Below are 25,717 nucleotides of genomic sequence, written 5' to 3' on the forward strand. Positions count from 1 at the left end.
GTCCCGCTCTCCGCGGAGGCGACGAGCGGTGTCACCCCGCGGCCAGTACGGACGCCACCACCGGGCCCGCCGCGTCGCCGCCGTGGCCGCCCGCCTGGACGACCGCCGCCGCGGCGAGGTCGTTCTGGTAGCCCGTGAACCAGCTGTTGGAGGTGGCCTGGCCGTCGACCTCCGCGGAACCGGTCTTCGCGCCCTTGTCGCCGCCCAGCCCGGACATCGCGTTCGCGGCCGTACCGCTCGTGGCCGTGACCCGCATCATGGCGCGCAGCTGGCGCGCCACGTCGCCCGGCAGCGGGCGCGCGGCGGTGGCCAGTTCCCGGCCGTCCAGCGAACGCGGCACGATGACGGGCTGTTTGAACGAACCGTTCTTGGCGGTGGCCGTGATGGACGCCATGGTGAGGACGTTCATCTGGACCGTGCCCTGCCCGATGTACTGCGCCGCCGCCTCGCCGCCGGCCGCGGCCGGCACACTGCCGTCGAAGGACGCGACGCCCGTCTTCCAGTTGTCCAGGCCGACGCCGAAGACCTCCTCGGTCTCGGCCTTCAGCGCGGCGTCGTCCTTGGCGTCGTCGATCAGCTTGATGAAGGCGGTGTTGCAGGAGCGGGCGAAGCTCTGCGTGAACGTGCCGCCTACGATGGAGAAACCGTCCAGGTTCGTGAACGTACGGCCCTGGTACAGCGCTTCCTTGGGACACTCGGCCGGCCGGTCGGCGCCCACGAGGCCCTTCTCCAGCAGCATCGCCGCGGTCACGATCTTCATCGTGGAGCCCGGCGCCTGCCTGCCGAGCATCGCCGCGTTCCAGCCGTCCTCGCGGTTGTTGGCGACCGCCAGGATCTCGCCCGTACTCGGCTTGACGGCGGCGACCGACGCCTCGCTGTACTTCTTCACGGCCTGCTCGGCGGCGGCCTGCACGTTCGCGTCCAGCGTGGTCGTCAGCCGGCCGGCCGTGCCCTTGGAGAGCGTGAGCAGCGTCTCGTCCGGCACGCTCTCGGTGTCGCTCCTCAGCACCAGCTCGACACCGGCGGAGCCGCCCGCGTCGTCGCCGTACCGCTTGCGCAGCTCGTCGAGGACCGGCCGGAGCGAGGGGTACTTCTCCTTCGTCAGCTCGGCGCCGTTGCGGTCGACGGCCTTGATCGGGGGCGCGGACGCCTCGCCGGCGACGAGGCGGGTGTCCTTCGTCAGCTTCGGATGGATCACCGAGGGCGCCCAGTCGACCAGCGGCCGGCCGGTGCTGAGTCCGCGCACCACGGTCAGTTCCGAGGTGTACGACCAGGGCCTGGTCTTCCCGTCGAACGTGACGGTGGCCTTCACGGTGAAGGGGACCTTGGCGCCGACCGCCGGGCCCGGCGTGATCACCGCGGTGGTGACCCCGGCCGTGTCGCGGTAGCCGCCGATGACGGTCTCGGCGGTGGCCGGGTCGTTGGTCAGCTGGGCGACCGCGGCGGGGTCGCCCCCCTTCGCCCACGCCGTCAGGAAGTCCTTCGCGGCCTTGTCGACCTCGGCGGCGCTCAGCGGCCCGGTCCTGACCTCGCGCGTCGTGGCGGCGAGGTCGCCGCCCGATGATCCGCTGCCGCCGGTGAGCCCGTCGTACACGTTGTAGGCGCCGTACCCGACCCCGCCCGCGACCACGGCGAACACCCCGCCTATCACGGCGATCTTGGCTCCACTGCGCATGAGTGCAGTCCCCCTCCCCAGGAGTCCCCCGAACTTCTGAACGCGTTCAAGAGGACGACACGTGCACCCTACGGGACCGGTGCGTCACAGGGGGCGAGTGCCGGTGAGTGTTATCGGACCGACGCGCGCCCCGACCGCCGCCGTGGTCCGCCGCCGTGGCCCGCTGTCGTGGTCAGACCCAGGTGTCGAGCCACATCCGGTTGCGCCACGAGTCCAGCGGGATCGCCGTCCCCGTGTACAGCGGCCAGAAGTAGATGAAGTTCCAGATGATCAGCAGGACCAGCACCCCGGCACCGACCGCGCCGATCGTCCTGCGTCTCTCGTCGGAGCCCGCGGGCCCCACGATCGCGCCGATCATCATCGCCACCGCGAGACAGAGGAACGGGACGAACACGACCGCGTAGAAGAGGAAGATCGTCCGCTCCTGGTACAGGAACCAGGGCACCCAGCCCGCCGCCACCGCGCAGGCGATCGCGCCCGCGCGCCAGTCGCGGCGGAAGAACCAGCGGTACAGGACGTAGCAGAGCGCGAAGGCCCCCGCCCACCACAGCAGCGGGGTGCCGATCGCCAGCACCTCGCGGGCGCATTTGCCGGCCGTGGACGCCGGGCAGCCGTCGGTGCCGGCCTCCGGGTCCTCGTAGAAGTACGAGACCGGACGGCCCAGGACGATCCAGCTCCACGGGTTCGACTGGTAGGTGTGGCCCGACGTCAGATTGACGTGGAAGCTGTAGACCTCGTTCTCGTAGTGCCAGAGGCTGCGCAGCCAGTCCGGCAGCCAGGTCCAGGAGCCGCCCTTGCCCGCCGTCTCGGCCCAGTTCCTGAAGTAGCCCTTGTCGCTGACGATCCAGCCGGTCCACGAGGCGATGTACGTGAGGATCGCGACCGGGACCGTCGAGAAGAAGGCCGGCAGCAGATCGCGCCGGAACACCCCCCAGAACGGGCCTCCGCCCGCCGTCCGGCGCGCGCCCAGGTCCCACACCACGCACATGATCCCGAAGGCGGCCAGGATGTAGAGCCCGTTCCACTTCGTCGCGAACGCCAGGCCCAGCATCAGTCCTGCCGCGATCCGCCACGGCCGGAGGCCGAGCCGCAGGTTCTCCGCGACCTCGCGGTCAGGGCGCAGTACGCCCTCCTCGTCCACCGGGAGCGCCGCCGCCAGTCTCCGCCGTGCCCAGTCGCGGTCGATCAGCAGACAGCCGAAGGCGGCCAGTACGAAGAACATCAGCACGAGGTCGAGCAGGGCCGTGCGGCTCATCACGAAGTGCAGGCCGTCCACCGCGAGCAGCGCGCCCGCCAGGCACCCCAGGAACGTGGAACGGAACAGCCGCCGCCCGATCCGGCACAGCATCAGCACCGAGAGCGTGCCGAGCACCGCCACCATGAAGCGCCAGCCGAAGGGGTCGAACCCGAAGAAGTGCTCGCCGAGGCCGATGACCCACTTGCCCACCGGCGGATGCACCACATAGCCGGGATCACTGGGCACCGGGACCGAGGACGGATCCTTCAGGATCGACTTGTCGATGTCCTTGGGCCAGCTGCCCTCGTACCCCTGGTTGATGAGCGCCCAGGCGTCCTTCGCGTAGTACGTCTCATCGAATATCACCGCCTTGGGGCTGCCCAGGTTCCAGAACCGCAGCACCCCGGCGACCAGCGCCACGAGCAGCGGCCCGCCCCACGCGGACCAGCGGATCATCCGGTCCGCGAGCCGGGGAGGCACGCCGAGCACGGCCCACAGCCGCTCCGAGGGCCGGGTGTACGGCGGCACCAGCCGCTCGCGCAGCCCGGTCACCGGCCGGGGCACATGGCCGAATCGGCGCAGCCGCTGAGGCCATGAGGGCGGCTTGTCGCCGGCGTCGTGCCCGTGGAGGGCTTCTGGCGCAGTACTGGTCACCGCGCCATCGTAGGGAACGCCGCTGTGCGTGGGGCGCCTCGCGCCCTGCGAGGATGGCGGATGTGATTGGAACGCTGGTACTCGCAGGGACGCCCATCGGTGATGTCACGGACGCGCCGCCCCGGCTCTCCACCGAGCTGGAGACCGCCGATGTGATCGCCGCGGAGGACACGCGGCGGCTGCGCAGGCTCACCCAGGCGCTCGGGGTGCGGACCCGCGGCCGGGTCGTGTCGTACTTCGAGGGCAATGAGTCCGCGCGCACGCCGGAGCTGGTCGAGGCGCTGACGGGCGGGGCGCGGGTGCTGCTCGTCACGGACGCGGGCATGCCGTCCGTCTCCGACCCCGGCTACCGGCTGGTGGCGGCTGCCGTCGAACGGGACATCAAGGTCACGGCCGTGCCGGGCCCGTCGGCCGTACTGACCGCGCTGGCGCTCTCCGGGCTGCCGGTGGACCGTTTCTGCTTCGAGGGTTTCCTGCCCCGCAAGGCGGGCGAACGGCTCGGCCGGCTGCGGGAGGCCGCGGACGAGCGGCGCACGCTCGTCTACTTCGAGGCGCCGCACCGCCTGGACGACACCCTCGCCGCGATGGCCGAGGTCTTCGGCGCCGACCGCAGGGCGGCCGTCTGCCGCGAACTGACCAAGACGTACGAAGAGGTGCGGCGCGGCGGGCTCGGCGAGCTGGCGGCCTGGGCGGCCGAGGGCGTACGGGGAGAGATCACCGTGGTCGTGGAGGGCGCCCCGGAGCCGGTGCCCGGCGATCTGGAGCCGGAGGAGCTGGTGCGGCGGGTGCGGGTGCGGGAGGAGGCGGGGGAGCGGCGCAAGGAGGCGATCGCCGCCGTCGCCGCCGAGGCGGGCCTGCCCAAGCGCGAGGTGTTCGACGCGGTGGTCGCGGCGAAGAACGCGGCGCGCGCGGCCCCCGGCACGGGGCCGGGGGCCGCGCGGACGGCAAAGGAATAGCGTGAAATGCAAAGCGCAGACCGTGTGCCGGGCTCTTTGGGCATGAGAAGGCCAAGACCAATCCATTAATCGACAGGCCTGATGCGCTCCCGCTGTCAAAGGCGTCCACTTGGTCAGTGGAGAGGAGCTGGCATGAGTGAGATCACGGGTACAGCCGCTGCCCACGAGGCATATGCCTTTTGTTGTATGCGTTGTGGGCACGGCTGGGAGCAGGCGTACGACATAGAGCACCACGTCGACGGCTCGGGCCACAATTTCGTCGTCTACAAGTCCGAGGGTGTGCGGGTGGCTTCCCCGCTGTCCAGCCCGAATTGCGTCAACTGCGGGGGGCACGTCGTCCGCATCATGCGTTCCGGCCAGGTCTCGTCGGTACGGGCGCTCATGGCGGAGCAGCACCACCCGGCGAAGGGCAAGCGCGGGGCGGCGGGCAAGGGGATACCGGCGCAGGCGGGCGAGGAGATAACCGACGGCGCCGGCGGTGCCACCGGGGCCGCCCCGTCGGGGGAGGGCGGGGCGACCGGGAGGCAGCACCACTGGCACCTCTCCGATCTCCTGCACCCCTTCCAGCACCACCACCGCACCTGACGCACCGCGCGGCGACGAGTCGCCTGTACCACCGCGTGTGACCGGCCGGGCGCGGCCCTCGTAGGATCGCGCCCATGAGTGCGAAACAAGCCCCGCCACCGCTGCCCGAGCCCCTTCGGGTCCCGGTCGCGGACGCGCACACCCACCTGGACATGCAGGACGGCACGGTCGAGGACGGTCTCGCCAGGGCCGCTTCGGTCGGTGTGACGACCGTGGTCCAGGTGGGGTGCGACATCAAGGGCTCGCGCTGGGCCGCGGAGACGGCGGCGGCGTACGAGAACGTCCACGCGGCGGTCGCGCTGCACCCCAACGAGGCGCCCCGGATCGTGCACGGCGACCCCGACGGCTGGTCGCGGCAGGGGGCCCGCGAGGGCGGCGGCGACCAGGCGCTGGACGACGCGCTGGCCGAGATCGACCGGCTGGCCGCGCTGGAGCGGGTACGGGCCGTGGGCGAGACGGGGCTCGACCACTTCCGCACGGGCCCCGAGGGCATGGCCGCCCAGGAGCGCTCCTTCCGCGCCCATATCGAGATCGCCAAACGCCACGGCAAGGCGCTCATGATCCATGATCGCGAGGCGCACGCCGATGTGCTGCGCATCCTCGCGGAAGAAGGCGCTCCGGAACGCACGGTGTTCCATTGTTATTCCGGTGACGCGGAAATGGCCGAGGTATGTGCGGCGGCCGGGTATTACATGTCTTTCGCGGGCAATGTCACATTCAAAAACGCTCAGCCGTTGCGTGACGCGCTCACAGTAGCGCCATTGGAGCTTGTTCTCGTCGAGACGGATGCGCCCTTTCTCACGCCGGCGCCCTATCGCGGCCGGCCCAATGCGCCTTATCTCATTCCGGTGACGCTGCGGGCGATGGCGGAGGTGCGGGGGATCGGTGAGGATGCCATGGCCGAGGCGATTTCCGGCAATACGGCGCGGGCGTTCGGTTACTGACGCATAACGGTCCGGAGGGTGTCGGTGGAGAGGGCAGGGTAGCGTCGGCACGCTGCGTAGTCGAGTCGCTTTGGAGAGTGACGACGGCTCCATTAGTCTCCGGGGGCACCGCGGTCGTGGGCGTCCGGGCCGTGGTGGACCGGACCGGACCGGATGCCGTGGAGCGTCGTGAGCAATGCGCAGGGCAGTCACCGTGCCGTACGGGGCGGGTTCGGCCGCCGTAAACCCGCCCCCTCCGATGTCGCGCCGTCCGATGTCCCGACGTCCGGGGGCGCGGCATCGGAGTTCGCGCCGACCGGGAGCGCGACGGCAGGAGGTGCCCCGACGTCGGGAGTCGTCCCGGCACCCCGAGCCGTTCTGTCCGAGGTCTCCCGGCCCGAGGTCTCCCGGCCCGAGGCCGCTCCGCCCGAGGTCGCTCCGCCCAAGGTCTCCCTGCCCAGGCCCGCCGCGTCGCCCGAGGCGCTGCGCCGGCTCGTCCCGCAGGCGCTCGTCGTCGCCTTCCTCGCCGGTGGCACCTCGGCGTTCGTCGTCCACGACAAGGCCGTGAAACTCACCGTCGACGGTGGCGGGCCGCGCACCCTGCACACCTTCGCCGGAGAGGTGGAGGAACTGCTCGCGCACGAGGGCGTGTCGGTCGGCGCGCACGACATCGTCGCCCCGGCGCCCGGCGCGGAGCTCGCCAACGGTGACGACGTCGTCGTCCGCTACGGGCGGCCCGTACTCCTCACCCTCGACGGACACCGGCGCCAGGTGTGGACGACGGCCCGCACCGTCGAGGGCGCGCTGCGCCGGCTCGGGGTGCGCGCGGAGGGCGCGTTCCTCTCCGTCTCGCGCTCCGCCGCGATCTCCCGTTCCGGACTCGCCCTGGACGTACGGACCGAGCGCACCGTCACGTTCATGGCGGACGGCCGCGAGCACACGATCCGTACCAACGCGGCGACCGTCGCCGAGGCCCTGGCGCGGGCCGGCCTCGCGCTGCACGGGCAGGACACCACGTCCGTACCGCCGGACACCTTCCCGCGCGACGGCTCGACGATCACCGTCATGCGGATCACCGCGGGTGAGCGGGTACGCGACGAGCCCATCCCGTACGACACCGTACGGACCGGGGACCCCGGCCTCTTCCGGGGAACCGAGGTCGTCGACCAGCAGGGCAGGCCGGGCGCGCGCCGGGTCACGTACGCCCTGCGCACGGTCAACGGCGTCAAGGAGAAGCCGCGGAAGATCCACGAAGAGGTGGTGCGCCGTGCGGTCACCCAGCGGGTGAGGGTGGGGACGAAGACGGCGCCGGCCTCCGTGTCGGGCGCGGACGGGCTCAACTGGGCCGGGCTCGCCGCCTGCGAGTCGGGGGGCCGCCCGGGGGCCGTCGACGCGTCGGGGAACTACGGCGGGCTGTACCAGTTCGACACCGGCACCTGGCACGCCCTCGGCGGCGGCGGACGCCCGCAGGACGCACCGGCCGCGGAACAGACGTACCGCGCGAAGAAGCTCTACGTGCAGCGGGGGGCGAGCCCCTGGCCCCACTGCGGCCGTAGGCTGACCGGGTGAGCACCACTGAGCCCGATGCCCCTGAGCCCCACGCCGCTGAGCCCGACGCCCCGGATGCCCCTGATGGCGCTGACGCCGCCGATGCCCTTGATGGCGCTGACTCCGCTGACTCCGCTCGCGCCCCTGGTGGCCTCAGCGGCCTCGGTGGCCATGATGGCCTCCTGGGCCCGGCGGACATCCGCGATCTGGCCGCGGCGCTGGGCGTACGCCCGACCAAACAGCGCGGACAGAACTTCGTCATCGACGCCAACACCGTCCGCAGGATCGTCCGCACCGCCGAGGTGCGCCCGGACGATGTCGTCGTGGAGATCGGCCCCGGGCTCGGCTCGCTGACGCTGGCGCTGCTGGAGGCGGCGGACCGCGTGACGGCCGTGGAGATCGACGACGTCCTGGCGGGCGCGCTGCCCGCGACGATCGAGGCGAGGATGCCGGCGCGCGCGGGGCGCTTCTCGCTCGTGCACTCCGACGCGATGCGGGTCCGGGAACTGCCGGGCCCGGCGCCGACCGCGCTGGTCGCGAACCTTCCGTACAACGTGGCCGTGCCCGTCCTGCTGCACATGCTGGAGCGCTTCCCGACGATCGAGCGGACGCTGGTGATGGTGCAGGCGGAGGTCGCCGACCGGCTGGCCGCCGCGCCGGGCAACAAGGTGTACGGGGTGCCGTCCGTGAAGGCCAACTGGTACGCGGACGTCAAGCGGGCCGGCGCCATCGGCCGTACCGTCTTCTGGCCCGCGCCCAATGTGGACTCGGGCCTGGTCTCGCTGGTGCGCAGGGCCGAGCCGGTGAAGACGACGGCCTCCAGGACCGAGGTCTTCGCGGTCGTCGACGCGGCCTTCGCGCAGCGCCGCAAGACGCTGCGCGCGGCGCTGGCCGGCTGGGCGGGTTCGGCCCCGGCGGCGGAGGCGGCGCTGGTCGCGGCGGGCGTCTCGCCGCAGGCGCGCGGTGAGGCACTGACAGTCGAGGAATTCGCGCGGATCGCGGAGTCGAAGGGGGCGGGCGCGTGAGCGTCAGCGGAGGGGCAGCAGGGGCAGCAGGAGCGGCAGGGGTGGCGGAGGCAGCCGGGGCAGCGGGGGCAGCGGAGGCAGTCGGGGCAGCGGGGGCAGCGGGGGCGCGCGTACGCGTACGAGTGCCCGCGAAGGTGAACGTGCAACTGGCGGTGGGCGCGGCCCGCCCCGACGGCTTCCACGACCTGGCGAACGTCTTCCTCGCCGTGGGCCTGTACGACGAGATCACGGTCACCCCGGCCGACGAACTGCGGATCACCTGCACGGGCCCGGACGCGGCGCAGGTCCCCCTCGACCGCACCAACCTCGCTGCCCGCGCGGCGCTGGCACTGGCGGAACGACATGGCATCGACCCGCGCGTCCATATCCATATCGCCAAGGACATCCCCGTCGCGGGCGGCATGGCGGGCGGCAGCGCGGACGGCGCGGGCGCCCTGCTGGCCTGTGACGCCCTCTGGTCGCTGGGCTCCTCGCGGGACGAACTCCTCGCCATCTGCGCCGAGTTGGGCAGTGATGTGCCGTTCAGCCTGATCGGCGGGGCGGCGCTGGGCACCGGGCGGGGCGAACAGCTCACGCCCCTGGAGGTCGGCGGCTCCTTCCACTGGGTGTTCGCGGTCGCCGACGGCGGTCTGTCCACGCCGACGGTGTTCCGCGAGTTCGACCGCCAGACGGAGGGGACCCCCGTCCCCGCCCCGTCCGCCGACCCGTCCCTGCTCGCCGCCCTCCGCGCGGGCGACGCCACCGCCCTGGCCGCCGCGCTGTCCAACGACCTCCAGCCCGCGGCCCTCACGCTGCGCCCCTCTCTCGCCGACACCCTCACCGCGGGCAGGACAGCGGGCGCCCTCGCGGCCCTGGTCTCGGGCTCGGGCCCGACGACGGCCTTCCTGACGAAGGACGCGGACACGGCGGAGGAGGTGTCCCGGGCGCTGCTCGCCTCGGGCACCTGCCGCACGACCCGGGTGGCCCCGTCCCCGGCGCGGGGCGCGACGGTGGTGGAGCGGGCGGGCGCCTGACGTCGGAGCGTCGGCACCGGAGTGAAAACGGCTCACTGTACGTGGACTTGACCAGCACCTACTGTGATGCGGCACACCGCGCTTTCACGGAGGGCTACGCGTATGGAACCGGAGCTGGCCGCTTTGGCGGGCACCGCGGGAACAACACTTGTGACCTTGCTGGCGACCGATACCTGGCAGAGCATGAGAGAGGGGTTACTGCTGCTCTGGCGACGGGCACGGCCCGACCGGGCGCAGGCCATCGCCGGCGAACTCGACTCGTCCCGGGACGAACTGCTCGTCGCCCAGGCATCGGGTGACCGGGAGACCGAGGCGGAGATCCGGGCGGAGTGGCAGGGCCGGGTGCGGCGGTTGCTGACCGCGCATCCCGAACTGGCCGAGGATCTGAGCGCGCTCCTGGCCGAACTGGCCCCGGGTGCCGGCGCCCAGCCAGTCCCGACCCAGCAGGCCATTGCCTCCGGCGAGGCACGGATCTACCAGGCCGGCCGTGACCTCCGCCTCGATCAGCGGTGACCGGTCGCAACGACGGCCGGGCCGAAGACCATGGGCGTGTCTACCAGGCTTCGGGCGACCAGCACATCACCGAGCACCATCACCACGGCCCGTCGTGGTCCGGGCCGGACTCGGTACGCCACCCCGCCGTGGGCCGGGCGCCCGCGATACTCCGTGACCGCGATGAGCTCATGGAGCGTTTGCGGGCCGCTGTCACCGCAGGCGCGGGAAACGGGGTCTTCGTTCTCCACGGTCTCGGAGGCTGCGGAAAGACGGCCGTCGCCTACACGATCTTCCGGTACGCGGTGAACGAGGCCGATCGGCTGAGTCTCTGGGTCAACGCCTCCGACCACGCCTCCTTGCGCGCCGGCATGCTCGCCGTGGCCGCCGACCGGGGAGCGGGCGAGGGCGAGCTCATGGCCGCGCGCAACGGTCTTCGCGCGGCGGCAGACCTGGTCTGGGACCGGCTCGACCATTCCGACCGGCCCTGGTTGTTGGTCCTGGACAACGCGGACGATCCAGCTGTGCTGCGCGACGGTGGCTGGCTGCGCACGAGTCCGCGCGGCACCGTTCTCGTGACCACCCGTCAGGCGGCGCACCACTGGTGGCCCGCCGCCGAACTGCTCCACGTCGGTGTACTGCCACGTGCCGAAGCCGCCCAGGTACTGTGCGACCTCGCGCCGGGCACCGGGACCGTCGAGGAGGCCGGCACCGTCGCCGACCGGCTCGGCCGCCTTCCGCTCGCGCTGACGCTCGCCGGCGGATTCCTGGCCCACCAGGTGATCGAGCCCTGGACCATGGCCGAGTACGGCCGGCGCCTCGAAGACCGCCGGGACCCCATCGAACTGATCGACCAGGGCGCGGGAGCCGCCGCCAACGACTCCCGCCATCTGATCAGCGGCACCTGGCAGCTGTCGCTCAACGCTCTCGTCGGACAGGGACTGCCGGACGCCACCCCGCTGCTGAGGCTGCTGGCCTGCTGGTCGAGCGACCCGCTCCCGCTCTCGCTGCTCGGCGGCGTCGACCTCGGCCCGGAACTGCCCTCCGACCGCGTCGAACTGACGCTGCGTGGACTCCTCGACCACTCGCTCACCGAGCTCGTGGCAGGCGGTGCCGTGCGCTGCCTGCGCACCCACGGGGTGCTGCTCGACAGCGTTGCCCGGGGGATGCCCGACGACCAGCGCGAACGGCTCGCCGCAACGGCCGCCGGTCTCCTGGCGTCGGCCCTTCCCGAAATGCCCGAGCGCGGGACACGGGACGCCCGGCTCAACCTCCTCACCTCGCACGTCCTTGTGCTCCTTCGGCGCGTGCGGGACTGGTCCACCGTGCGACAGCCGACTGCGGAGGCCGCGGTCGCGTGCGCTCTGCGGCTGGTGACGGCTCAGCACCGTGCCGGTGACTACGCGTCGGCGCTCGCCGTCGCGAACCGGTCCGTGGAACTCGCCGGGCCCCTGCTGGGCGAGGACCACCTCCTCGTGCTGAGGCTCCGTCAACGCGTGGGGAAGTCCGTCGATCGTCTGGGACGCCTCGCCGAGGCGGCGGACCTGCATCGCCGGGTGCTCGCCGATCTGGAGCGCGCCCACGGTGCTGATTCACCGGACACGCTGACGAGTTGTCTGCATCTGTCGCGCCCTCTCACCTGGCTCGGTGATACGGCGGAGGCCGTGGCGCTGATGCGCCGGGCGGCGAGGGGCAGGACCGCGCAACTGGGCCCTTGGCACCCACTGACACTGGAGGCGCGAGCGTGCCTGCTGGAGCTGCCGCCGGGAGCGGAGCTGGAGGAGGAAGCCCCGGGAGGGCCCGGCGTGGTCGCCGCCTGCCGCCGCGCACTCGGCCCCGATCACCCGATCACGCTCTCGGCCGAGCTCAACTGCGCACTCGCCTTGTTCAACACCGGTGAACCGGCGGAGGCGCTGCCACTGGCTCGTAGGGCCCTGGCCGCTCATGAGCTGCGTTACGGAGCCGAGTATCCGATCACGATGGCCTCCCGGAGCCTGCTGGGCAGTGTCCTCGCCGCGCTGGGTGAGCTCTCGGAGGCCGTCGAACAGATCGAGACCGTCATCGAGGGGAGAGAGCGGGTACTCGGCCCGAGTCACCCGTGGACGCTGGTGGCCCGGGAGAAGCTCGCCACGTACCAGGGCCTCCGGGGAAACGCGTAGCCACGGGCTCGGGGGCCGAGTGGACCTGCCCGCGGGCCTCCTCTGGCGCGAACTCGTCACTCAGCGTTGCACCGTGATGCGTGCTCGGTCATAATCGCGCCAACTCACCTGGAGGATTCGCGTGATTCGTGCGTGGGAAGCAGATCCCTCTTCGCCGCTGGTCCGTCGTCTGGGTAAAAGCCCCGAGGAATTGGGGACGACGGGCGGTGAGTCCGGCTGCCCGGATATCTGGGAGCTGGAGAACGGTGATATCGCGGTGATCGGGAGAGACCTCACCGACTCCTATCGGGCGGGCCTTCCCGACGGTGTGAAAATCGCCCCGGACGAGCGGTTGGTCATCATTCCGCGCACGACGGCAATGGCTGCGAAGGAGGACATCCCGGATGCTCAGCGCTCTGGCGGATGCGACCGGTGACCGGCTTGAGTTGGACGCTTACCTGGAAGATTTCGACCAGCACTTCTGGCGCGCGGGCAGGGCGGGCTTCTGGAAGCTTGAACGTCAGCAGACCTTCAGAGAGCCCGGGGTGAAGAGCTGGGAAGCGTTCTTCCGTGGCGAGTGGGGGACGGCTCTCTCGCTGATCTCCGAGCAGCGGGGTCATTACGAGAGGTACTTCCGGAAGATCGCGGACCATGGGTTCGGCCTGCACCGTGTCCGTGTGGTCGAGGAGCCCATCTCCCCCTATCTGCAATGGGAACTCCACCTTCTGCGCCTGAAGGAGCAATGCGGAGAGGATACGCGGGTCGTGGGGTTGGACGACATCGCGTTACTCGAACCCGATGGCGCATTACCGGAAATCGCCATCATCGGATCCTCCGTACTGTACGAGATCGTTTATGACGGCGAAGGAAACCTTGCCGGCGGCATCAGATACACCGACAGCGGGGCGATCGCCGAGTGCCGGCGAATCATTCGTGACCTGCATGGATCCGGAGAGCGGCTCGACAGCTTCTTCGGGCGCCGCGTTGCCTCTCTGCCTGCCCCTGCCATGCACCATCTTCGAGCGTAGAGTCCGGGTCTCGTCTCGAGAAATACTGGGTGGGTCGATGCGTGTCATCCTCGTGTCCTATTCGGCGCAGGGATTCGCTGTCCTGCGGGCTGTCTGTGAACGGGCCGGGCACACGCCCGTGGCGTACCTGCACGCACGATCTCTGAGGCCCGGCGGGCCGACCAGGCCCGGCGCGGGACGGGTGATCGGCGAGATCGCCGACGGGATTCCGCAGGGGGTCGATCTCCTTCTGCCCGGCAGCAAGAAGGTGCTGGCGAAGACCCTGCACGGGTATGACGCGGACCTCATGATCTGTTACGGGTTTCCCTGGAAGTTCCCGCCCTCGGCCCTGCGGGCCACATCGCTGGGAGCCATCAACGTTCATACGTCGATGCTGCCGAAATATCGCGGTCCCATCCCCGTCAATTGGGCGATCAGGAACGGTGACCCGGACATCGGGGTGAGTATCCACTGGATGGACGAGGAATTCGATTCGGGTGGAATCCTGATCCAGGAGTCCGGAATCGCGCTGGACGACGACGTACTGCCGGCGCGGATCTGGGGGGCCGTCGACGAATTCATCTCGCGCCTTCTCCCCACGGCTCTTGAGCGTGCGGCCGACGGGTTTCCCGGTACCGCACAGTGCGCCGCACATGCCTCTTACGCGGGGTGGATGGAGCCCGGCTTCTCCCGTATCGACTGGGGGCACCCCAGAGGCCGGATCCACCATCAGGTACGCGCCACGCGATTCGGCAGTTCGGGCAGGTCGGGTCCGACCGCGTTGGTGGCGGGTGAATGGATCAGGGTGGTGCGGACCTCGCTCGAACCCGCCGACGGCGTAGAGGTGACGTGCGCGGACGGTCCTCTGTGGATCATGGAATCGATGCCTGCCTGAGTTCGCGCGGGAGCCCGCGAGGGGAGTGCCGGGACCCCCGGATGACCGCGGGGTGGTCCGCCAGGGCGGGGGTGTCGTGGTGGCGATTACCCTGGGATGTCGATCCGTCCCCCCGTACAGGAGTGAAATGGCCGTCAATCTGGTCAATGTCGAGGCAGTCACCAAGGTGTACGGCACCCGTGCGCTGCTCGACGGTGTCTCTCTCGGCGTCTCCGAGGGAGACCGGATCGGCGTCGTCGGGCGGAACGGCGACGGTAAGACGACCCTCATCCGGCTGCTCAGCAAGCTGGAGGAGGCCGATACCGGGCGGGTCACGCACAGTGGCGGGCTGCGGCTCGGGGTGTTGACGCAGCACGATTCGCTCGATCCCGCCGCCACGGTCAGGCACGAGGTGATCGGCGATCTCGCCGATCATGAGTGGGCCGGGAACGCCAAGATCCGCGATGTGCTCACCGGGCTCTTCGGCGGGCTCGATCTGCCCGGGTTCCCGCAGGGGCTCGACACCGTCATCGCGCCGCTCTCCGGCGGTGAGCGGCGGCGGATCGCGCTCGCGAAGCTGCTGATCGGCGAGCCCGAGCTGATCGTGCTGGACGAGCCCACCAACCACCTCGACGTCGAGGGCATCGCCTGGCTGGCCGAGCATCTGCGGGCGCGGCGGTCCGCGCTCGTGTGTGTGACGCACGACCGGTGGTTCCTCGACCAGGTCTGTACGCGGATGTGGGACGTCCAGCGCGGTGCGGTGCACGAGTACGAGGGCGGCTACTCCGACTATGTCTTCGCGCGCGCCGAGCGCGAGCGCATCGCGGCGACCGAGGAGGCCAAGCGGCAGAACCTGGTCCGCAAGGAGCTGGCCTGGCTGCGGCGCGGGGCTCCCGCGCGTACGTCGAAGCCGCGCTTCCGGGTCGAGGCGGCCAATGAGCTGATCGCGGACGTACCGCCGCCGCGTGACACCTCCGAGCTGATGAAGTTCGCCAACGCCCGGCTCGGCAAGACCGTCTTCGACATGGAGGACGTCACCGTCCAGGCCGGCCCCAAGGTGCTGCTCACCCGTCTCACCTGGCAGCTCGGCCCGGGGGACCGGATCGGGCTGGTCGGGGTGAACGGCGCGGGCAAGACCTCGCTGCTGCGGGCGCTCGCCGAGGCCGCCCGTTCGCAGGGCGATGTCCAGCCCGCCGCCGGGAAGGTCGTGGTCGGCAGGACCGTCAAGCTGGCGTATCTGTCCCAGGAGGTCACCGAACTCAAGCCGTCGCTGCGGGTCCTCGAAGCCGTGCAGCAGGTGCGGGACCGTGTCGACCTCGGCAAGGGGCGGGAGATGACGGCGGGCCAGCTGTGCGAGCAGTTCGGCTTCACCAAGGAGAAGCAGTGGACGCCGGTCGGCGATCTCTCCGGCGGTGAGCGGCGCCGCCTTCAGCTGCTGCGGCTGCTGATGGACGAGCCGAACGTCCTCTTCCTCGACGAGCCCACCAACGATCTCGACATCGAGACGCTCAACCAGCTGGAGGACCTGCTCGACGGCTGGCCGGGCTCGATGGTCGTCATCTCGCACGACCGGTTCTTCATCGAGCGGACCACCGACAAGGTGATGGCGCTGCTCGGTGACGCGAAGCTGCGGATGCTGCCGCGCGGGATCGACGAGTATCTGGAACGCCGCCGCCAGTTGATCGCGTCCGGGGTTCCGGCCGCCGCGCAGGCTCCCGCCGAGGGGCGGTCAGCGGGTACGGGTACAGGTACGGGAGCGGGCGCCGGTACGGGTGCCGGTACAGGGGCGGTATCGGCCAAGGACGGCCGTGCGGCGAAGAAGGAACTGCAGAAGATCGAGCGGCAGTTGGACAAGATGTCCAGCCGTGAGACGACCCTCCATCAGCAGATCGCCGACCATGCCACAGACTTCGAGAAAGTGGCCAAATTGGATGCGGAGCTGCGCGAACTGGTGAGTGAGCGCGACGAGTTGGAAATGCGCTGGCTGGAGCTCGCGGAGGACGCGTAGAGACGCTGTGCAGAGCGCGTAACGAGCACATCACGGGCCGGTCCTCCCTTGGGAACAGGGGCGGACCGGCCCGTCCCGTACGGATGCCCGAGTGATAGAAAGAAGCGCCGCTCGACTGATATGACGATGCGGAAACCGCGCCCGATTCGCTCCATTCCGGTGGCCGGTGATTATCAGCCACCGGAATCGCGGGGGAGTCCGACCGGGTCGCGGACCGAACTAACAGGGGGAAAGCGCTGATGAGCCAACCGCCCAGTCAGCAACCGCCGCAGGGCGGCTTCGGAGCTCCGCAGGACCAGCCGCACGGTGGCCCGCCGGGACAGGGGGGACCGCAGAGTCCGCCGCCGCCCGCGCAGCCGCCGCAGATGCCACCGCCGCCGCAGACGCCGCCGGGTCCGCAGACGCCGCCGGGTCCGCCGGCCGCACAGCCCGGTTACGGCTATCCGCAGGCGGGACCGGCCGGGCAGGGGCAGCCTCAGCCCGGTCCGTACAACCAGCCCGGTCCGTACGGCCAGCAGCCCGGCCCGTACAACCAGCCGGGACCGTACGGACAGCAGCAGCCAGGCCCGTACAACCAGCCGGGGCCGTACAACCAGCCCGGCCCCTACGGTCAGCAGTCCGGTCCTTACGGTCAGCAGCCCGGCCCCTATGGCGGCTATCCGCCCCAGCAGTTCCCCGGCCCGCCCACCGCGCCCGGCGGTGGCGGCGGTAGCGGCAAGAACCCCTTCAAGGGCAAGCCCGGCATGATCGTCGCGGCGGCCGTCGCGGGAGCGCTGGTCATCGGCGGCGGGATATGGCTCGCCGTCGGCGGTGACGACAGCGGCGACAAGCCGGACGTCAGCAAGAGCGGGGACGCCACGCCGAGCGGTTCGCCGAGCGTCGACCAGGGCGACGGCAGCGGCACGGGCCGCGAGGCCGCGGACGACCTCAACGCCGGGCGCAAGGACGGCGAGGCCAAGATCGAGTGGCTTCAGACGAACGACGTGGACCTGCCGCGCAACGGAGCGGATGTGGAAGGCCCGTGGTTCGCCGGCGACACCGTCGTCAAGGCCATGTACCGGCAGGTCGTGGGGTATTCCGCCGCCGACGGCAAGAAGAAGTGGACGCTGTCGCTGCCCGCCGAGATCTGCGCGGCGCCCGTCGCGTCCACGGCCGCCGGCAAGCTGGTCATCGGGGTCAAGAACGGCACCACGGAGAAGGCCGACTGCAACCAGCTCCAGCTGATCGATCTGACGACCGGCAAGACCGGCTGGAAGAAGGAGATACCCGAGACGGGCGCCTTCGACCTGCTCTCCGACATCACCCTCGCGATCAGCGGCGACACGGTGACCGCCGCCCGCACCGGCGCCGTCAACGCCTTCCGGGTGAGCGACGGCAAGGAACTCTTCGGCAAGCTCCCCGGTGACTGCCAGCCGTACGCGCTCACGGGCGGCCCCAAGATGATCGCCGCCGAGAACTGCAACTCCGGCGCGAAACAGATCCAGGAGCTGGACCCGACGACCGGCCGGGCCAAGTGGACCTACAAGCTGGCCGCCGACTGGGAGACCGACAAGGTCTACTCGATCAACCCGCTGGTCGTCTCCCTGAAGAACGACGAGAAGGACACCTGGAGCGTCGTCGCGCTCAACGCGAACGGCACCCTGCGCTCGCAGATCCAGGGGGGCACGGACAAGTTCGCACCGAACTGCGGTGGCGGCTTCATCGTCTTCGGCCAGAACCTGGAGGGCTGCGTCGGTGTCGCCGCCGACGCGAACACCTTCTACATGGCGACCGCGCCCGACAGCAGCGGCACCTCCCGTACCAACGAGATCGTCGCCTTCAGCCTGGACACCGGAAAGTCCACATGGCGCGCCAAGGCGCCCGAGGGCCGCACGATGACGCCGCTGCGCATGGAGGGCGGGAAGGTCCTGGTCTATCTGGACGCCACGTATGACACGGGCGGCGCGGTCGCGACCGTGGCCCCGACCGGTGGCGCCCCGACCACGCTGTTGCGGCACCCGGCGTCCACGGCGCAGATCGAGAACTCCTTCTACTCGCCGAAGTACGCCTATGTGGACGGTCGTTTCTATGTGATGAGCGGCCGGGTCAGCGCGAGCAACGACGAAGAGGAACTGAAGACGAAGACGATGATGGCCTTCGGGAAATGACGCTCCCAGGCCTCCCAGGCCTCCCAGGGCTCTCAGGGCTCTCAGGCATCCCCGGCATCGCTGTCCTCCCCGTTCCCTCTGTCCTCTCCGCTCTCTTCGTCCCCGACGACTTTCCCGAGGTACGCACGTCATGACGCAGCCGCCCCAGCCACCCAACGAGCCCCCGCAGGGAGGGTTCGGCGCTCCGCAGGAACCCCCGGCCGACGGGTTCGGCGCTCCGCAGGAGCCCCCCGCCGGTGGGTTCGGCGCTCCGCAGGACCCGCCGCCCGGTGGGTTCGGTGCTCCGACGCCGCCCCCGCAGAACCCTCCGTACGGCTATCCGCAGACGCCGCCGCAGGGCCCCCCGGCCCAGCCGCCGCAGCCGCCGCCCGGCCAGCAGCCGGGATACGGGTACCCGAACCAGCAGCCGGGGTACGGCTACCCGAACCAGCCGCCCGGGTACGGCTACCCGGGCCAGCCGGGCCAGCCCGGCCAGCCGTCCCCGTACGGTTACCCGACCCAGCCCATGCAGCCGGGGGCCCAGCAGCAGTACCCGTATCCGCAGCCCCCGCAGGGAGGCGCCGGCGGCGGTGGCGGCAAGAAGCTGACCCGTCAGATGCAGATCATCATCGCCGCGTCCGTCGCCGTCGTACTGATCATCGGCGGCGGCATCCTGTTCGCCTCCTCCGGTGGCGACAGCGGGAAGAGCGACGACGCCAAGGGCAACTCGTCCGGCTCCTCCGAGGGCGGTACGGGAGGCACCGGCGGCGGGAAGGCGGCCGACGGCGCGGGCAAGGAGAAGGCGTCGGGCAACACCAGGTCCAAGGTGGCCTTCCAGCTGCCGACGCCCAAGGTCACCGACGTCACCACCGTCACCGGCTCCTGGATGACCGACACCACGTATGTGAAGACCGGCATCAACGAGATCGTCGGCTACGACCTGGACAAGGGCACCAAGCTGTGGTCGATCCCGCTCCCGGGCCAGGTCTGCGCGGCGTCGCCGCACGCCTCCGGGGACAACAAGACGGCGGTCGCGTTCGCGGCGGCCAGGACCACGGCCGACAAGAACTACCAGCAGTGCACCGAGATCGGCGCGATCGACCTGACGGCCGGAAAGCTGCTCTGGTCCAAGTCCGTCAAGGGCTCCAACGTGGGTGACGAGAAGGTCCGGTTCAGCGAGGTCACCCTCAGCGGGAACACCATCGCGGCCGGCGGCACCGACGGCGGGGCGGCCTTCGACCTGGCAGACGGCTCGATCCGGTGGAAGCCCGAGGTCAGCGCCGAGGGCTGCTACGACATGGGGTACGGCGGCGGCGCGGGGCTCGTGGCGGCCCGCAAGTGCGGCTCGTACGACGACCCGCAGGTCTCCATCCAGAACCTGAACCCCTCGACCGGCGCCCCGATCTCCACCTTCCAGATGCCGACCGGTGTCGAGTACGCGAGCGTCATCTCGACCGATCCGCTGGTCGTGGCCGCCGACGTCGGCGACACGGCCGGGGACGGCAGCGGGATCTCGGACTTCTTCTCGATCGACGCGAAGACCGGCAAGCTGATCGCCAAGATCCCGGCGGACGCCGACAAGTACGCGGCGAAGTGCCGCTCCACCGAGGTCGAGTCCTGCCAGATGCTGGCGGTGGGCAACGGCCGGCTCTATCTGCCGACCGAGGAGCACGAGGGCGGCGGGGAGTACGGCGACACCAACGAGATCGTCTCGTTCGACCTCGCCACCGGCAAGGGCACCTCGGACCGCGCCGACGCGGGCGACCGCTACACGATGGTGCCGCTGCGCATGGACGGCGGCAACATCATCGCGTACAAGCGGCCTCCGTACGACAAGGGCGGCCAGATCGTCTCCATCGACGGCGGCACGTTCAAGCAGACGGTGCTGTTGGAGAACCCGGCCGACGAGACCGTGCGTGACGCGGAGACCAGTTTCCTGCCGGACTACGCGGAACTGCTCTACCAGGACGGCCGGTTCTTCATGTCCGACACCACGCTGAGCGAGCCGTCGAATTCGTCGCTGGACGAGAAGTCGTATCTCGCGGTGTCCTTCACGACCAAGTAGCGCTACGACCAAGTAGAGATCGGGTCAACTGACCCTGAGGACACGGCATTTCGGGCCCCGGCCCGTGGGTGACACCACGGGCCGGGGCCCCTTTCGTAGCCGCTCCGGCCGGTCAGTAGTCCCGAATGGCCGGGAATTCGGCAATCCGAGGGGCTTCTGACCGGTAGGGGGCGCGCGATGTCGAACAAGCGTGTAGCTTGCCGGGTCTAGAGGCCGGGGGCCGGGGGGCCGGGCAGGTACCGGGGGACGGGGGGAGGGTTGCTCATGGGTGTGCGGATCATGGTGGTCGACGATCACAGACTGCTCGCCGAGGCGCTCGCCTCGGCGCTGAAACTCCGCGGGCACCGGGTGCTCGCGGCGGCGGCGCCCACGGCGGGCGTCGCCGAACTGGTGGTGAGCAGGGCGCCCGAGGTATGTCTGCTGGGCACGGCGGCGCCCGCGGAGCCGGGGACGTTCGACCCGATCGTACGGATCAAGCGGGAACGCCCGCAGGTGGCGGTGGTGGTGCTCGGTCCGGTGCCCAGCCCGCGCGGGATCGCCGCGGCCTTCGCGGCCGGCGCCTCCGGTTACGTACGGCACGACGAGCGCATCGAGGGCGTGGAGCGGGCCATGGTCAAGGCCCGTGCCGGGGAGGCCGCGGTGGCGCCCCAGCTGCTCCAGGGCGCGTTCACCGAACTGCTCAATCCGGTGGTCCAGCCGGACGACGAGGGCCAGCGGCTGCTGCGGATGCTCACCCCGCGCGAGGTGGAGGTGCTGATACGGGTCGCGGAGGGCGAGGACACCCGGCTGATCGCCGCCGGGATGGGCATCGCGCCGAGCACGGCCAGGACGCATGTGCAGCGGGTGCTGATGAAGCTGGGGGTGGGCTCCCGGCTGGAGGCCGCGGCGCTGGCTGCGCGTACGGGGCTGCTGGACCGGGCCGCGCCGCCCGGAGGGTCCGCGGACCTGGCCAAGGGGCCGGACCACCGCACGCGTCGTGGGTGAAGTCCGGCCCCCGTGACGGCCGTTACTCGGCGGGCGAGGCGGGCGAGGCGGGCGAGGCGGGCGGCGTGGGCGGCGCCGTGGGGCGCAGCTTCAGCCATATGAGGAAGAAGAGCCCCAGGGCCAGCATCCCGAGCCCCGTCCACAGATTGATGTTGATGTCCTGCGCCTTCTTCAGATCGGCGTCGGACACGGTGATCCCGGCGATGGTCACGATGATCCCGTAGACCACGAAGAGCCCGCCGATGATGCGGCGGATGTCGAAGAGCCGTGCCGCGGTGGCGGACTTGGCCTCCAGTTCCTCGACGTCGTTGCGGTAGTCGCTCATGGTGATGTGTTCCTCTCGGCGCCGTCGGCGCCTCGGCGTCAGAACGTCAGAACGTCAGTCAGAACGTCAGAAGGAGAACGGCACGTAGCAGATGGCCGCGAGGATGATCGCGCCCCAGCCCAGCAGGGCCGGCCTGCGGTACCAGGCGTCGTCGCCCTCGGCCGGCGGCTCGTCCATGTCGGGCGAGCGTGTGCCGTACACCAGCCCCGCGAGCTTCTCGGCCGGCTTCGGCCTCGTCACGTACGAGACGACGACCATCACCACGGCGCCGACGACGAACGCGACGATGGAGGAGACGAAGTTCGCGCCCTGGTCGCTCGGGATGTCGACGATCCCGCCCTTGTAGAGCCAGAAGTAGTTCACCATCGCGGCGACCGTGCCGGAGAGCAGCCCCCAGAAACCGGCGGCCGGGGTGGTCCGCTTCCAGAACATGCCGATGATGAAGACCACGAACAGCGGGACGTTGAAGAACGAGAACAGCGTCTGGAGGTAGTTCATGATGTTGCTGAAGCTGGAGGCGATGAACGCCGTACCCATGCCGATCAGCACACCGACCGCCGTGACGACCCGTCCGGTCTTCAGGTAGTACGCGTCCTCCCGGTCCTTCTTGAGGTACGCGCCCCAGATGTCGTTCGTGAAGACGGTGTTGAACGACGAGACGTTGGCGGCCATACCGGCCATGAACGCGGCGAGCAGACCGGTCACGGCGATGCCCAGCACACCGTTCGGCAGCAGATCGCGCATGAGGACCGGGATCGCGTCGTTGTACTGGAGGCCGCTGCCCGCCTTGCCCAGCGTCGGTTCCATGATCAGCGCGATCAGGCCGGGGATGATCACGACCATCGGTATGAGGATCTTGGGGAACGCCGCGATCAGCGGGGTGCGCTTGGCGGCGGAGAGGTTCTTCGCGGACAGCGCGCGCTGCACCTCGGCGAAGTTGGTGGTCCAGTACCCGAAGCTCATCACGAAGCCGAGGCCGAGGACGATGGTCAGCCAGTTCGCGCCGAGCGGGTTGGGCGAGCCGACGCCGGTGCCCTCCCAGGCGCTCAGGAAGGCGCCGCCGTGTGAGCTGGTGAGGGAGTCGGTCAGCCCGTCCCAGCCGCCGACCCGCTTGAGACCGACGATGGTCAGCGGGATCAGCGCGGCGAGGATGACGAAGAACTGGAGCACCTCGTTGTAGATCGCCGAGGAGAGCCCGCCGATGGTGATGTAGGCGAGGACGAAGAAACCGGCGACGACGATCGCGACCCACTCGGGCCAGCCGAGCAGCGCCTCCAGCACGATCGCCATCGCGTAGAGGTTGACGCCCGCGATCAGCACGGACGACACCGCGAAGATGATCGACGAGAGCAGATGGGAGGAGGGTCCGAAGCGGTGCAGCAGGAACTCCGGTACGGAGCGCACCTTCGACCCGTAGTAGAACGGCATCATCACCAGGCCGAGGAAGACCATGGCGGGGATGGCGCCGATCCAGTACCAGTGCACGGTGTAGACGCCGTACTGCGCGCCGTTGGCCGCCATGCCCAGGATCTCGGTGGCGCCGAGGTTGGCGGCGACGAACGCGAGGCCCGTCACCCAGGCGGGCAGGGAGCGCCCGGAGAGGAAGAAGTCCAGGCTGGTCTTCACGCTGGCACGGGCGGCGAAGCCGATGCCGAGGACGACTATGAAGTAGATCGCCAGGATGGTGTAGTCGAGCCCGTTGGTGGGGAGCCGGAGCCCTTCGGCCAGGTATCGCATGGGGGGTACTCGCTTCGTCGCAAGAAGATGACTCCGCCGGAACCTACGCTCCTGTGTTCAGAAAATGAACACTTCTGTTGATTTTCTTTGTTTAATCTTGATCGAGACGTTCGAGGCGTCGGACGCGCCTCGCCGCGCGTGATCTCGTGTGCCCACCCTGCCGCCGTTGACGCATCTGTTTACTTGTGATTTGTTATGTGCGATTCTGTTGATGAGTGGTGTGTGGGTGCGGGCCGTGGAGGCAACCGATGAAGAAGACGGTGACGAGGCTCGCCGACGGTCGTGAGCTGGTCTATTACGACCTGCGGGACGACACCGTGCGCGACGCCCCCGACCGCAGGCCCCTCGGCCCCATCTCCACCACCTCGGAGATCCGCCGGGACCCGCTGCTCGGTGACGCGGTCGCCATCGCCTCGCACCGCCAGGCCCGTACGTACCACCCGCCCGCCGACGAGTGCCCGCTCTGCCCCTCGCGGGACGGCCGGTTCAGCGAGATCCCGGAGCCGGACTACGACGTCGCCGTCTTCGAGAACCGCTTCCCCTCCCTCGCCGGGGACTCGGGACGCTGCGAGGTCGTCTGCTTCACCTCCGACCACGACTCCTCGTTCGCGGACCTCACCGAGGAGCAGGCCGGTCTGGTGCTGGAGGCCTGGACCGACCGCACCGCCGAACTGGCCGAACTGCCCCAGGTCGAGCAGGTGTTCCCGTTCGAGAACCGGGGCGCCGAGATCGGCGTGACACTCGGCCATCCGCACGGGCAGATCTACGCGTACCCCTTCGTCACCCCGCGCACCGCCCTGATGCTCCGCTCCGTACGGGAGCACCGCGCCGCGACCGGCCGCAACCTCTTCGACGACCTCGTCGCGCGCGAGCGGACCGAGGGCGGACGGGTGGTGCTGGAGGGGCGGCACTGGGTGGCGTTCGTGCCGTACGCGGCGCACTGGCCGTACGAGGTGCACCTCTACCCCGTCCGGCGGACCCCCGACCTGCGGGGGCTCGACGACGCGGCGCGCACGGAGTTCCCACAGATCTATCTGGAACTCTTGAGGCGCTTCGACCGGATCTTCGGCGAAGGTGAACCGCCGACGCCGTACATCTCGGCCTGGCACCAGGCGCCCTTCCGTACCGAGGGGCGCCACGACTTCGCGCTTCACCTTGAGCTTTTCACCATCCGCCGCACTTCCGGCAAGCTGAAATTCCTCGCGGGTTCCGAATCCGGCATGAGTGTGTTCATCAACGACGTGCCGCCGGAGGCCGCGGCCGAGCGACTGCGAGAGGTAGCGAGCGAGTGAGCAAGACTGTGTCTTCCCCGGAGACGACCCCCGTACCCCGGAAGTACTTCGTCACGGGCGGTGCGGGGTATGTCGGCAGCGTGGTCGCGGCGCATCTGCTGGAGGCCGGTCACGAGGTGACCGTGCTGGACGACCTCTCCACCGGATTCCGCGAGGGCGTCCCGGCGGGGGCCGACTTCATCGAGGGCCGGATCCAGGATGCGGCGAAGTGGCTCGACCCCTCGTACGACGCGGTGCTGCACTTCGCGGCGTCCTCGCAGGTCGGCGAGTCCGTCGCCAAGCCCGAGAAGTACTGGGACAACAACGTCGGCGGCTCGATGGCGCTGCTCGCCGCGATGCGCGCGGCCGGGGTGCGCACGCTCGTCTTCTCGTCCACCGCCGCGACCTACGGGGAGCCGGTCTCCAGCCCCATCACGGAGAGCGACCCGACGGCGCCCACCAGCCCGTACGGCGCCACCAAGCTGGCCGTCGACCACATGATCAGCGGCGAGTGCGCGGCGCACGGTCTCGCGGCGGTCTCGCTGCGGTACTTCAACGTGGCCGGGGCGTACGGCAGTTGCGGCGAGCGGCACGACCCCGAGTCGCATCTCATCCCGCTGGTCCTCCAGGTCGCCCTCGGCAGGCGGGAGGCGATCTCGGTGTTCGGCGAGGACTACCCGACGCCGGACGGCACCTGCGTACGCGACTACATCCATGTCGCCGATCTCGCCGAGGCCCATCTGCGCGCGCTGGCCGCGGCCACCGCCGGCGAGCATCTGATCTGCAACCTCGGCAACGGCGCGGGCTTCTCGGTCCGCGAGGTCATCGAGACCGTACGCGCGGTCACGGGGCACCCCGTCCCCGAGGTCGTGGCCCCGCGCCGGGGCGGCGACCCCGCCGTCCTGGTCGCCTCAGCCGAAGCGGCCCGCGACCGCCTCGGCTGGACCCCGAGCCGCGCCGACCTGGCGGGGATCGTCGCGGACGCGTGGGCGTTCGCACGCCGGAAGGAGAACCAAGGGTGAGCCGGAGCGGTACGGGCGTCGACGGCACAGTCGTCGGTGACACGGGTATCGG

21 protein-coding genes are annotated in these 25,717 nt (G+C 70.3%); 17 read left to right on the plus strand and 4 right to left on the minus strand.

Annotated elements, in window-relative coordinates:
• Window positions 1-31: 31 nt before the first annotated feature.
• Complete coding sequence (locus tag CU044_RS03735; RefSeq protein WP_129766976.1) at window positions 32-1,675, minus strand: penicillin-binding transpeptidase domain-containing protein; 1,644 nt, start codon at window positions 1,673-1,675, stop codon at window positions 32-34.
• Between the two features lie 172 nt (window positions 1,676-1,847).
• Entirely contained in the window at window positions 1,848-3,566 is a 1,719-nt protein-coding gene (locus CU044_RS03740) for a phospholipid carrier-dependent glycosyltransferase (RefSeq protein WP_129766977.1), read from the minus strand.
• Between the two features lie 62 nt (window positions 3,567-3,628).
• On the opposite strand from CU044_RS03740, the gene rsmI reads away from it, so the two are divergent.
• From rsmI to CU044_RS03815, 15 genes are all read left to right on the plus strand, one after another.
• Complete coding sequence (rsmI, locus tag CU044_RS03745) at window positions 3,629-4,522, plus strand: 16S rRNA (cytidine(1402)-2'-O)-methyltransferase (protein WP_129766978.1); 894 nt, start codon at window positions 3,629-3,631, stop codon at window positions 4,520-4,522.
• A 186-nt stretch (window positions 4,523-4,708) separates the two neighbouring features.
• A complete protein-coding gene (locus tag CU044_RS03750; protein WP_345790112.1) occupies window positions 4,709-5,107 on the plus strand; it encodes a hypothetical protein in 399 nt (132 codons plus the stop codon).
• A 74-nt stretch (window positions 5,108-5,181) separates the two neighbouring features.
• A complete protein-coding gene (locus CU044_RS03755) occupies window positions 5,182-6,051 on the plus strand; it encodes a TatD family hydrolase (protein ID WP_129766980.1) in 870 nt (289 codons plus the stop codon).
• Between the two features lie 168 nt (window positions 6,052-6,219).
• Window positions 6,220-7,599, plus strand: a complete 1,380-nt coding sequence (locus CU044_RS03760) for a resuscitation-promoting factor (protein ID WP_240045319.1) — start codon at window positions 6,220-6,222, stop codon at window positions 7,597-7,599.
• Between the two features lie 161 nt (window positions 7,600-7,760).
• Window positions 7,761-8,603, plus strand: coding sequence for a 16S rRNA (adenine(1518)-N(6)/adenine(1519)-N(6))-dimethyltransferase RsmA (rsmA, locus tag CU044_RS03765; RefSeq protein WP_129767035.1), 843 nt, complete (start codon window positions 7,761-7,763; stop codon window positions 8,601-8,603).
• 41 nt (window positions 8,604-8,644) lie between these two features.
• Window positions 8,645-9,616 carry a 4-(cytidine 5'-diphospho)-2-C-methyl-D-erythritol kinase gene (locus CU044_RS03770; RefSeq protein WP_129766982.1) on the plus strand — a complete coding sequence of 324 codons (972 nt, stop codon included), beginning with the start codon at window positions 8,645-8,647 and terminating at the stop codon, window positions 9,614-9,616.
• 150 nt (window positions 9,617-9,766) lie between these two features.
• On the plus strand, window positions 9,767-10,129 hold the full coding sequence (locus CU044_RS03775) for a hypothetical protein (RefSeq protein WP_345790113.1): 363 nt from the start codon (window positions 9,767-9,769) through the stop codon (window positions 10,127-10,129).
• A complete protein-coding gene (locus CU044_RS03780; protein WP_129766984.1) occupies window positions 10,126-12,267 on the plus strand; it encodes a tetratricopeptide repeat protein in 2,142 nt (713 codons plus the stop codon). The genes CU044_RS03775 and CU044_RS03780 overlap by 4 nt, the downstream gene beginning before the upstream one ends.
• 121 nt (window positions 12,268-12,388) lie before the next feature.
• Complete coding sequence (locus tag CU044_RS03785; protein ID WP_129766985.1) at window positions 12,389-12,682, plus strand: hypothetical protein; 294 nt, start codon at window positions 12,389-12,391, stop codon at window positions 12,680-12,682.
• Window positions 12,651-13,274, plus strand: a complete 624-nt coding sequence (locus CU044_RS03790; RefSeq protein ID WP_129766986.1) for a DUF6879 family protein — start codon at window positions 12,651-12,653, stop codon at window positions 13,272-13,274. Before CU044_RS03785 ends, CU044_RS03790 begins: the two co-directional genes overlap by 32 nt.
• Before the next feature lie 37 nt (window positions 13,275-13,311).
• Window positions 13,312-14,148: a formyltransferase family protein gene (locus CU044_RS03795; RefSeq protein WP_129766987.1), complete on the plus strand. Its 837-nt coding sequence runs from the start codon at window positions 13,312-13,314 to the stop codon at window positions 14,146-14,148.
• 127 nt (window positions 14,149-14,275) lie between these two features.
• On the plus strand, window positions 14,276-16,135 hold the full coding sequence (locus tag CU044_RS03800; protein WP_129766988.1) for an ABC-F family ATP-binding cassette domain-containing protein: 1,860 nt from the start codon (window positions 14,276-14,278) through the stop codon (window positions 16,133-16,135).
• Window positions 16,136-16,374: 239 nt separating this feature from the next.
• Entirely contained in the window at window positions 16,375-18,282 is a 1,908-nt protein-coding gene (locus CU044_RS03805) for a PQQ-binding-like beta-propeller repeat protein (RefSeq protein ID WP_129766989.1), read from the plus strand.
• A 130-nt stretch (window positions 18,283-18,412) separates the two neighbouring features.
• Complete coding sequence (locus CU044_RS03810; RefSeq protein WP_129766990.1) at window positions 18,413-20,326, plus strand: PQQ-binding-like beta-propeller repeat protein; 1,914 nt, start codon at window positions 18,413-18,415, stop codon at window positions 20,324-20,326.
• 264 nt (window positions 20,327-20,590) lie between these two features.
• Window positions 20,591-21,310, plus strand: coding sequence for a LuxR C-terminal-related transcriptional regulator (locus tag CU044_RS03815; protein ID WP_129766991.1), 720 nt, complete (start codon window positions 20,591-20,593; stop codon window positions 21,308-21,310).
• A gap of 22 nt (window positions 21,311-21,332) precedes the next feature.
• On the opposite strand, the gene CU044_RS03820 is transcribed toward CU044_RS03815, so the two are convergent.
• Both CU044_RS03820 and CU044_RS03825 read right to left on the minus strand, forming a co-directional pair.
• On the minus strand, window positions 21,333-21,635 hold the full coding sequence (locus CU044_RS03820; protein ID WP_129766992.1) for a hypothetical protein: 303 nt from the start codon (window positions 21,633-21,635) through the stop codon (window positions 21,333-21,335).
• A 66-nt stretch (window positions 21,636-21,701) separates the two neighbouring features.
• Window positions 21,702-23,372 carry a sodium:solute symporter family protein gene (locus CU044_RS03825; RefSeq protein WP_129766993.1) on the minus strand — a complete coding sequence of 557 codons (1,671 nt, stop codon included), beginning with the start codon at window positions 23,370-23,372 and terminating at the stop codon, window positions 21,702-21,704.
• A gap of 248 nt (window positions 23,373-23,620) precedes the next feature.
• On the opposite strand from CU044_RS03825, the gene galT reads away from it, so the two are divergent.
• Together galT and galE are read left to right on the plus strand one after the other, a co-directional pair.
• Window positions 23,621-24,664: a galactose-1-phosphate uridylyltransferase gene (galT, locus tag CU044_RS03830; protein ID WP_129766994.1), complete on the plus strand. Its 1,044-nt coding sequence runs from the start codon at window positions 23,621-23,623 to the stop codon at window positions 24,662-24,664.
• An 8-nt stretch (window positions 24,665-24,672) separates the two neighbouring features.
• A complete protein-coding gene (gene galE / locus CU044_RS03835; protein WP_129767036.1) occupies window positions 24,673-25,665 on the plus strand; it encodes a UDP-glucose 4-epimerase GalE in 993 nt (330 codons plus the stop codon).
• The last annotated feature ends 52 nt before the right edge of the window (window positions 25,666-25,717 follow it).

It is taken from the genome of Streptomyces sp. L-9-10 (genome assembly GCF_004151105.1).
Classification (GTDB): domain Bacteria; phylum Actinomycetota; class Actinomycetes; order Streptomycetales; family Streptomycetaceae; genus Streptomyces.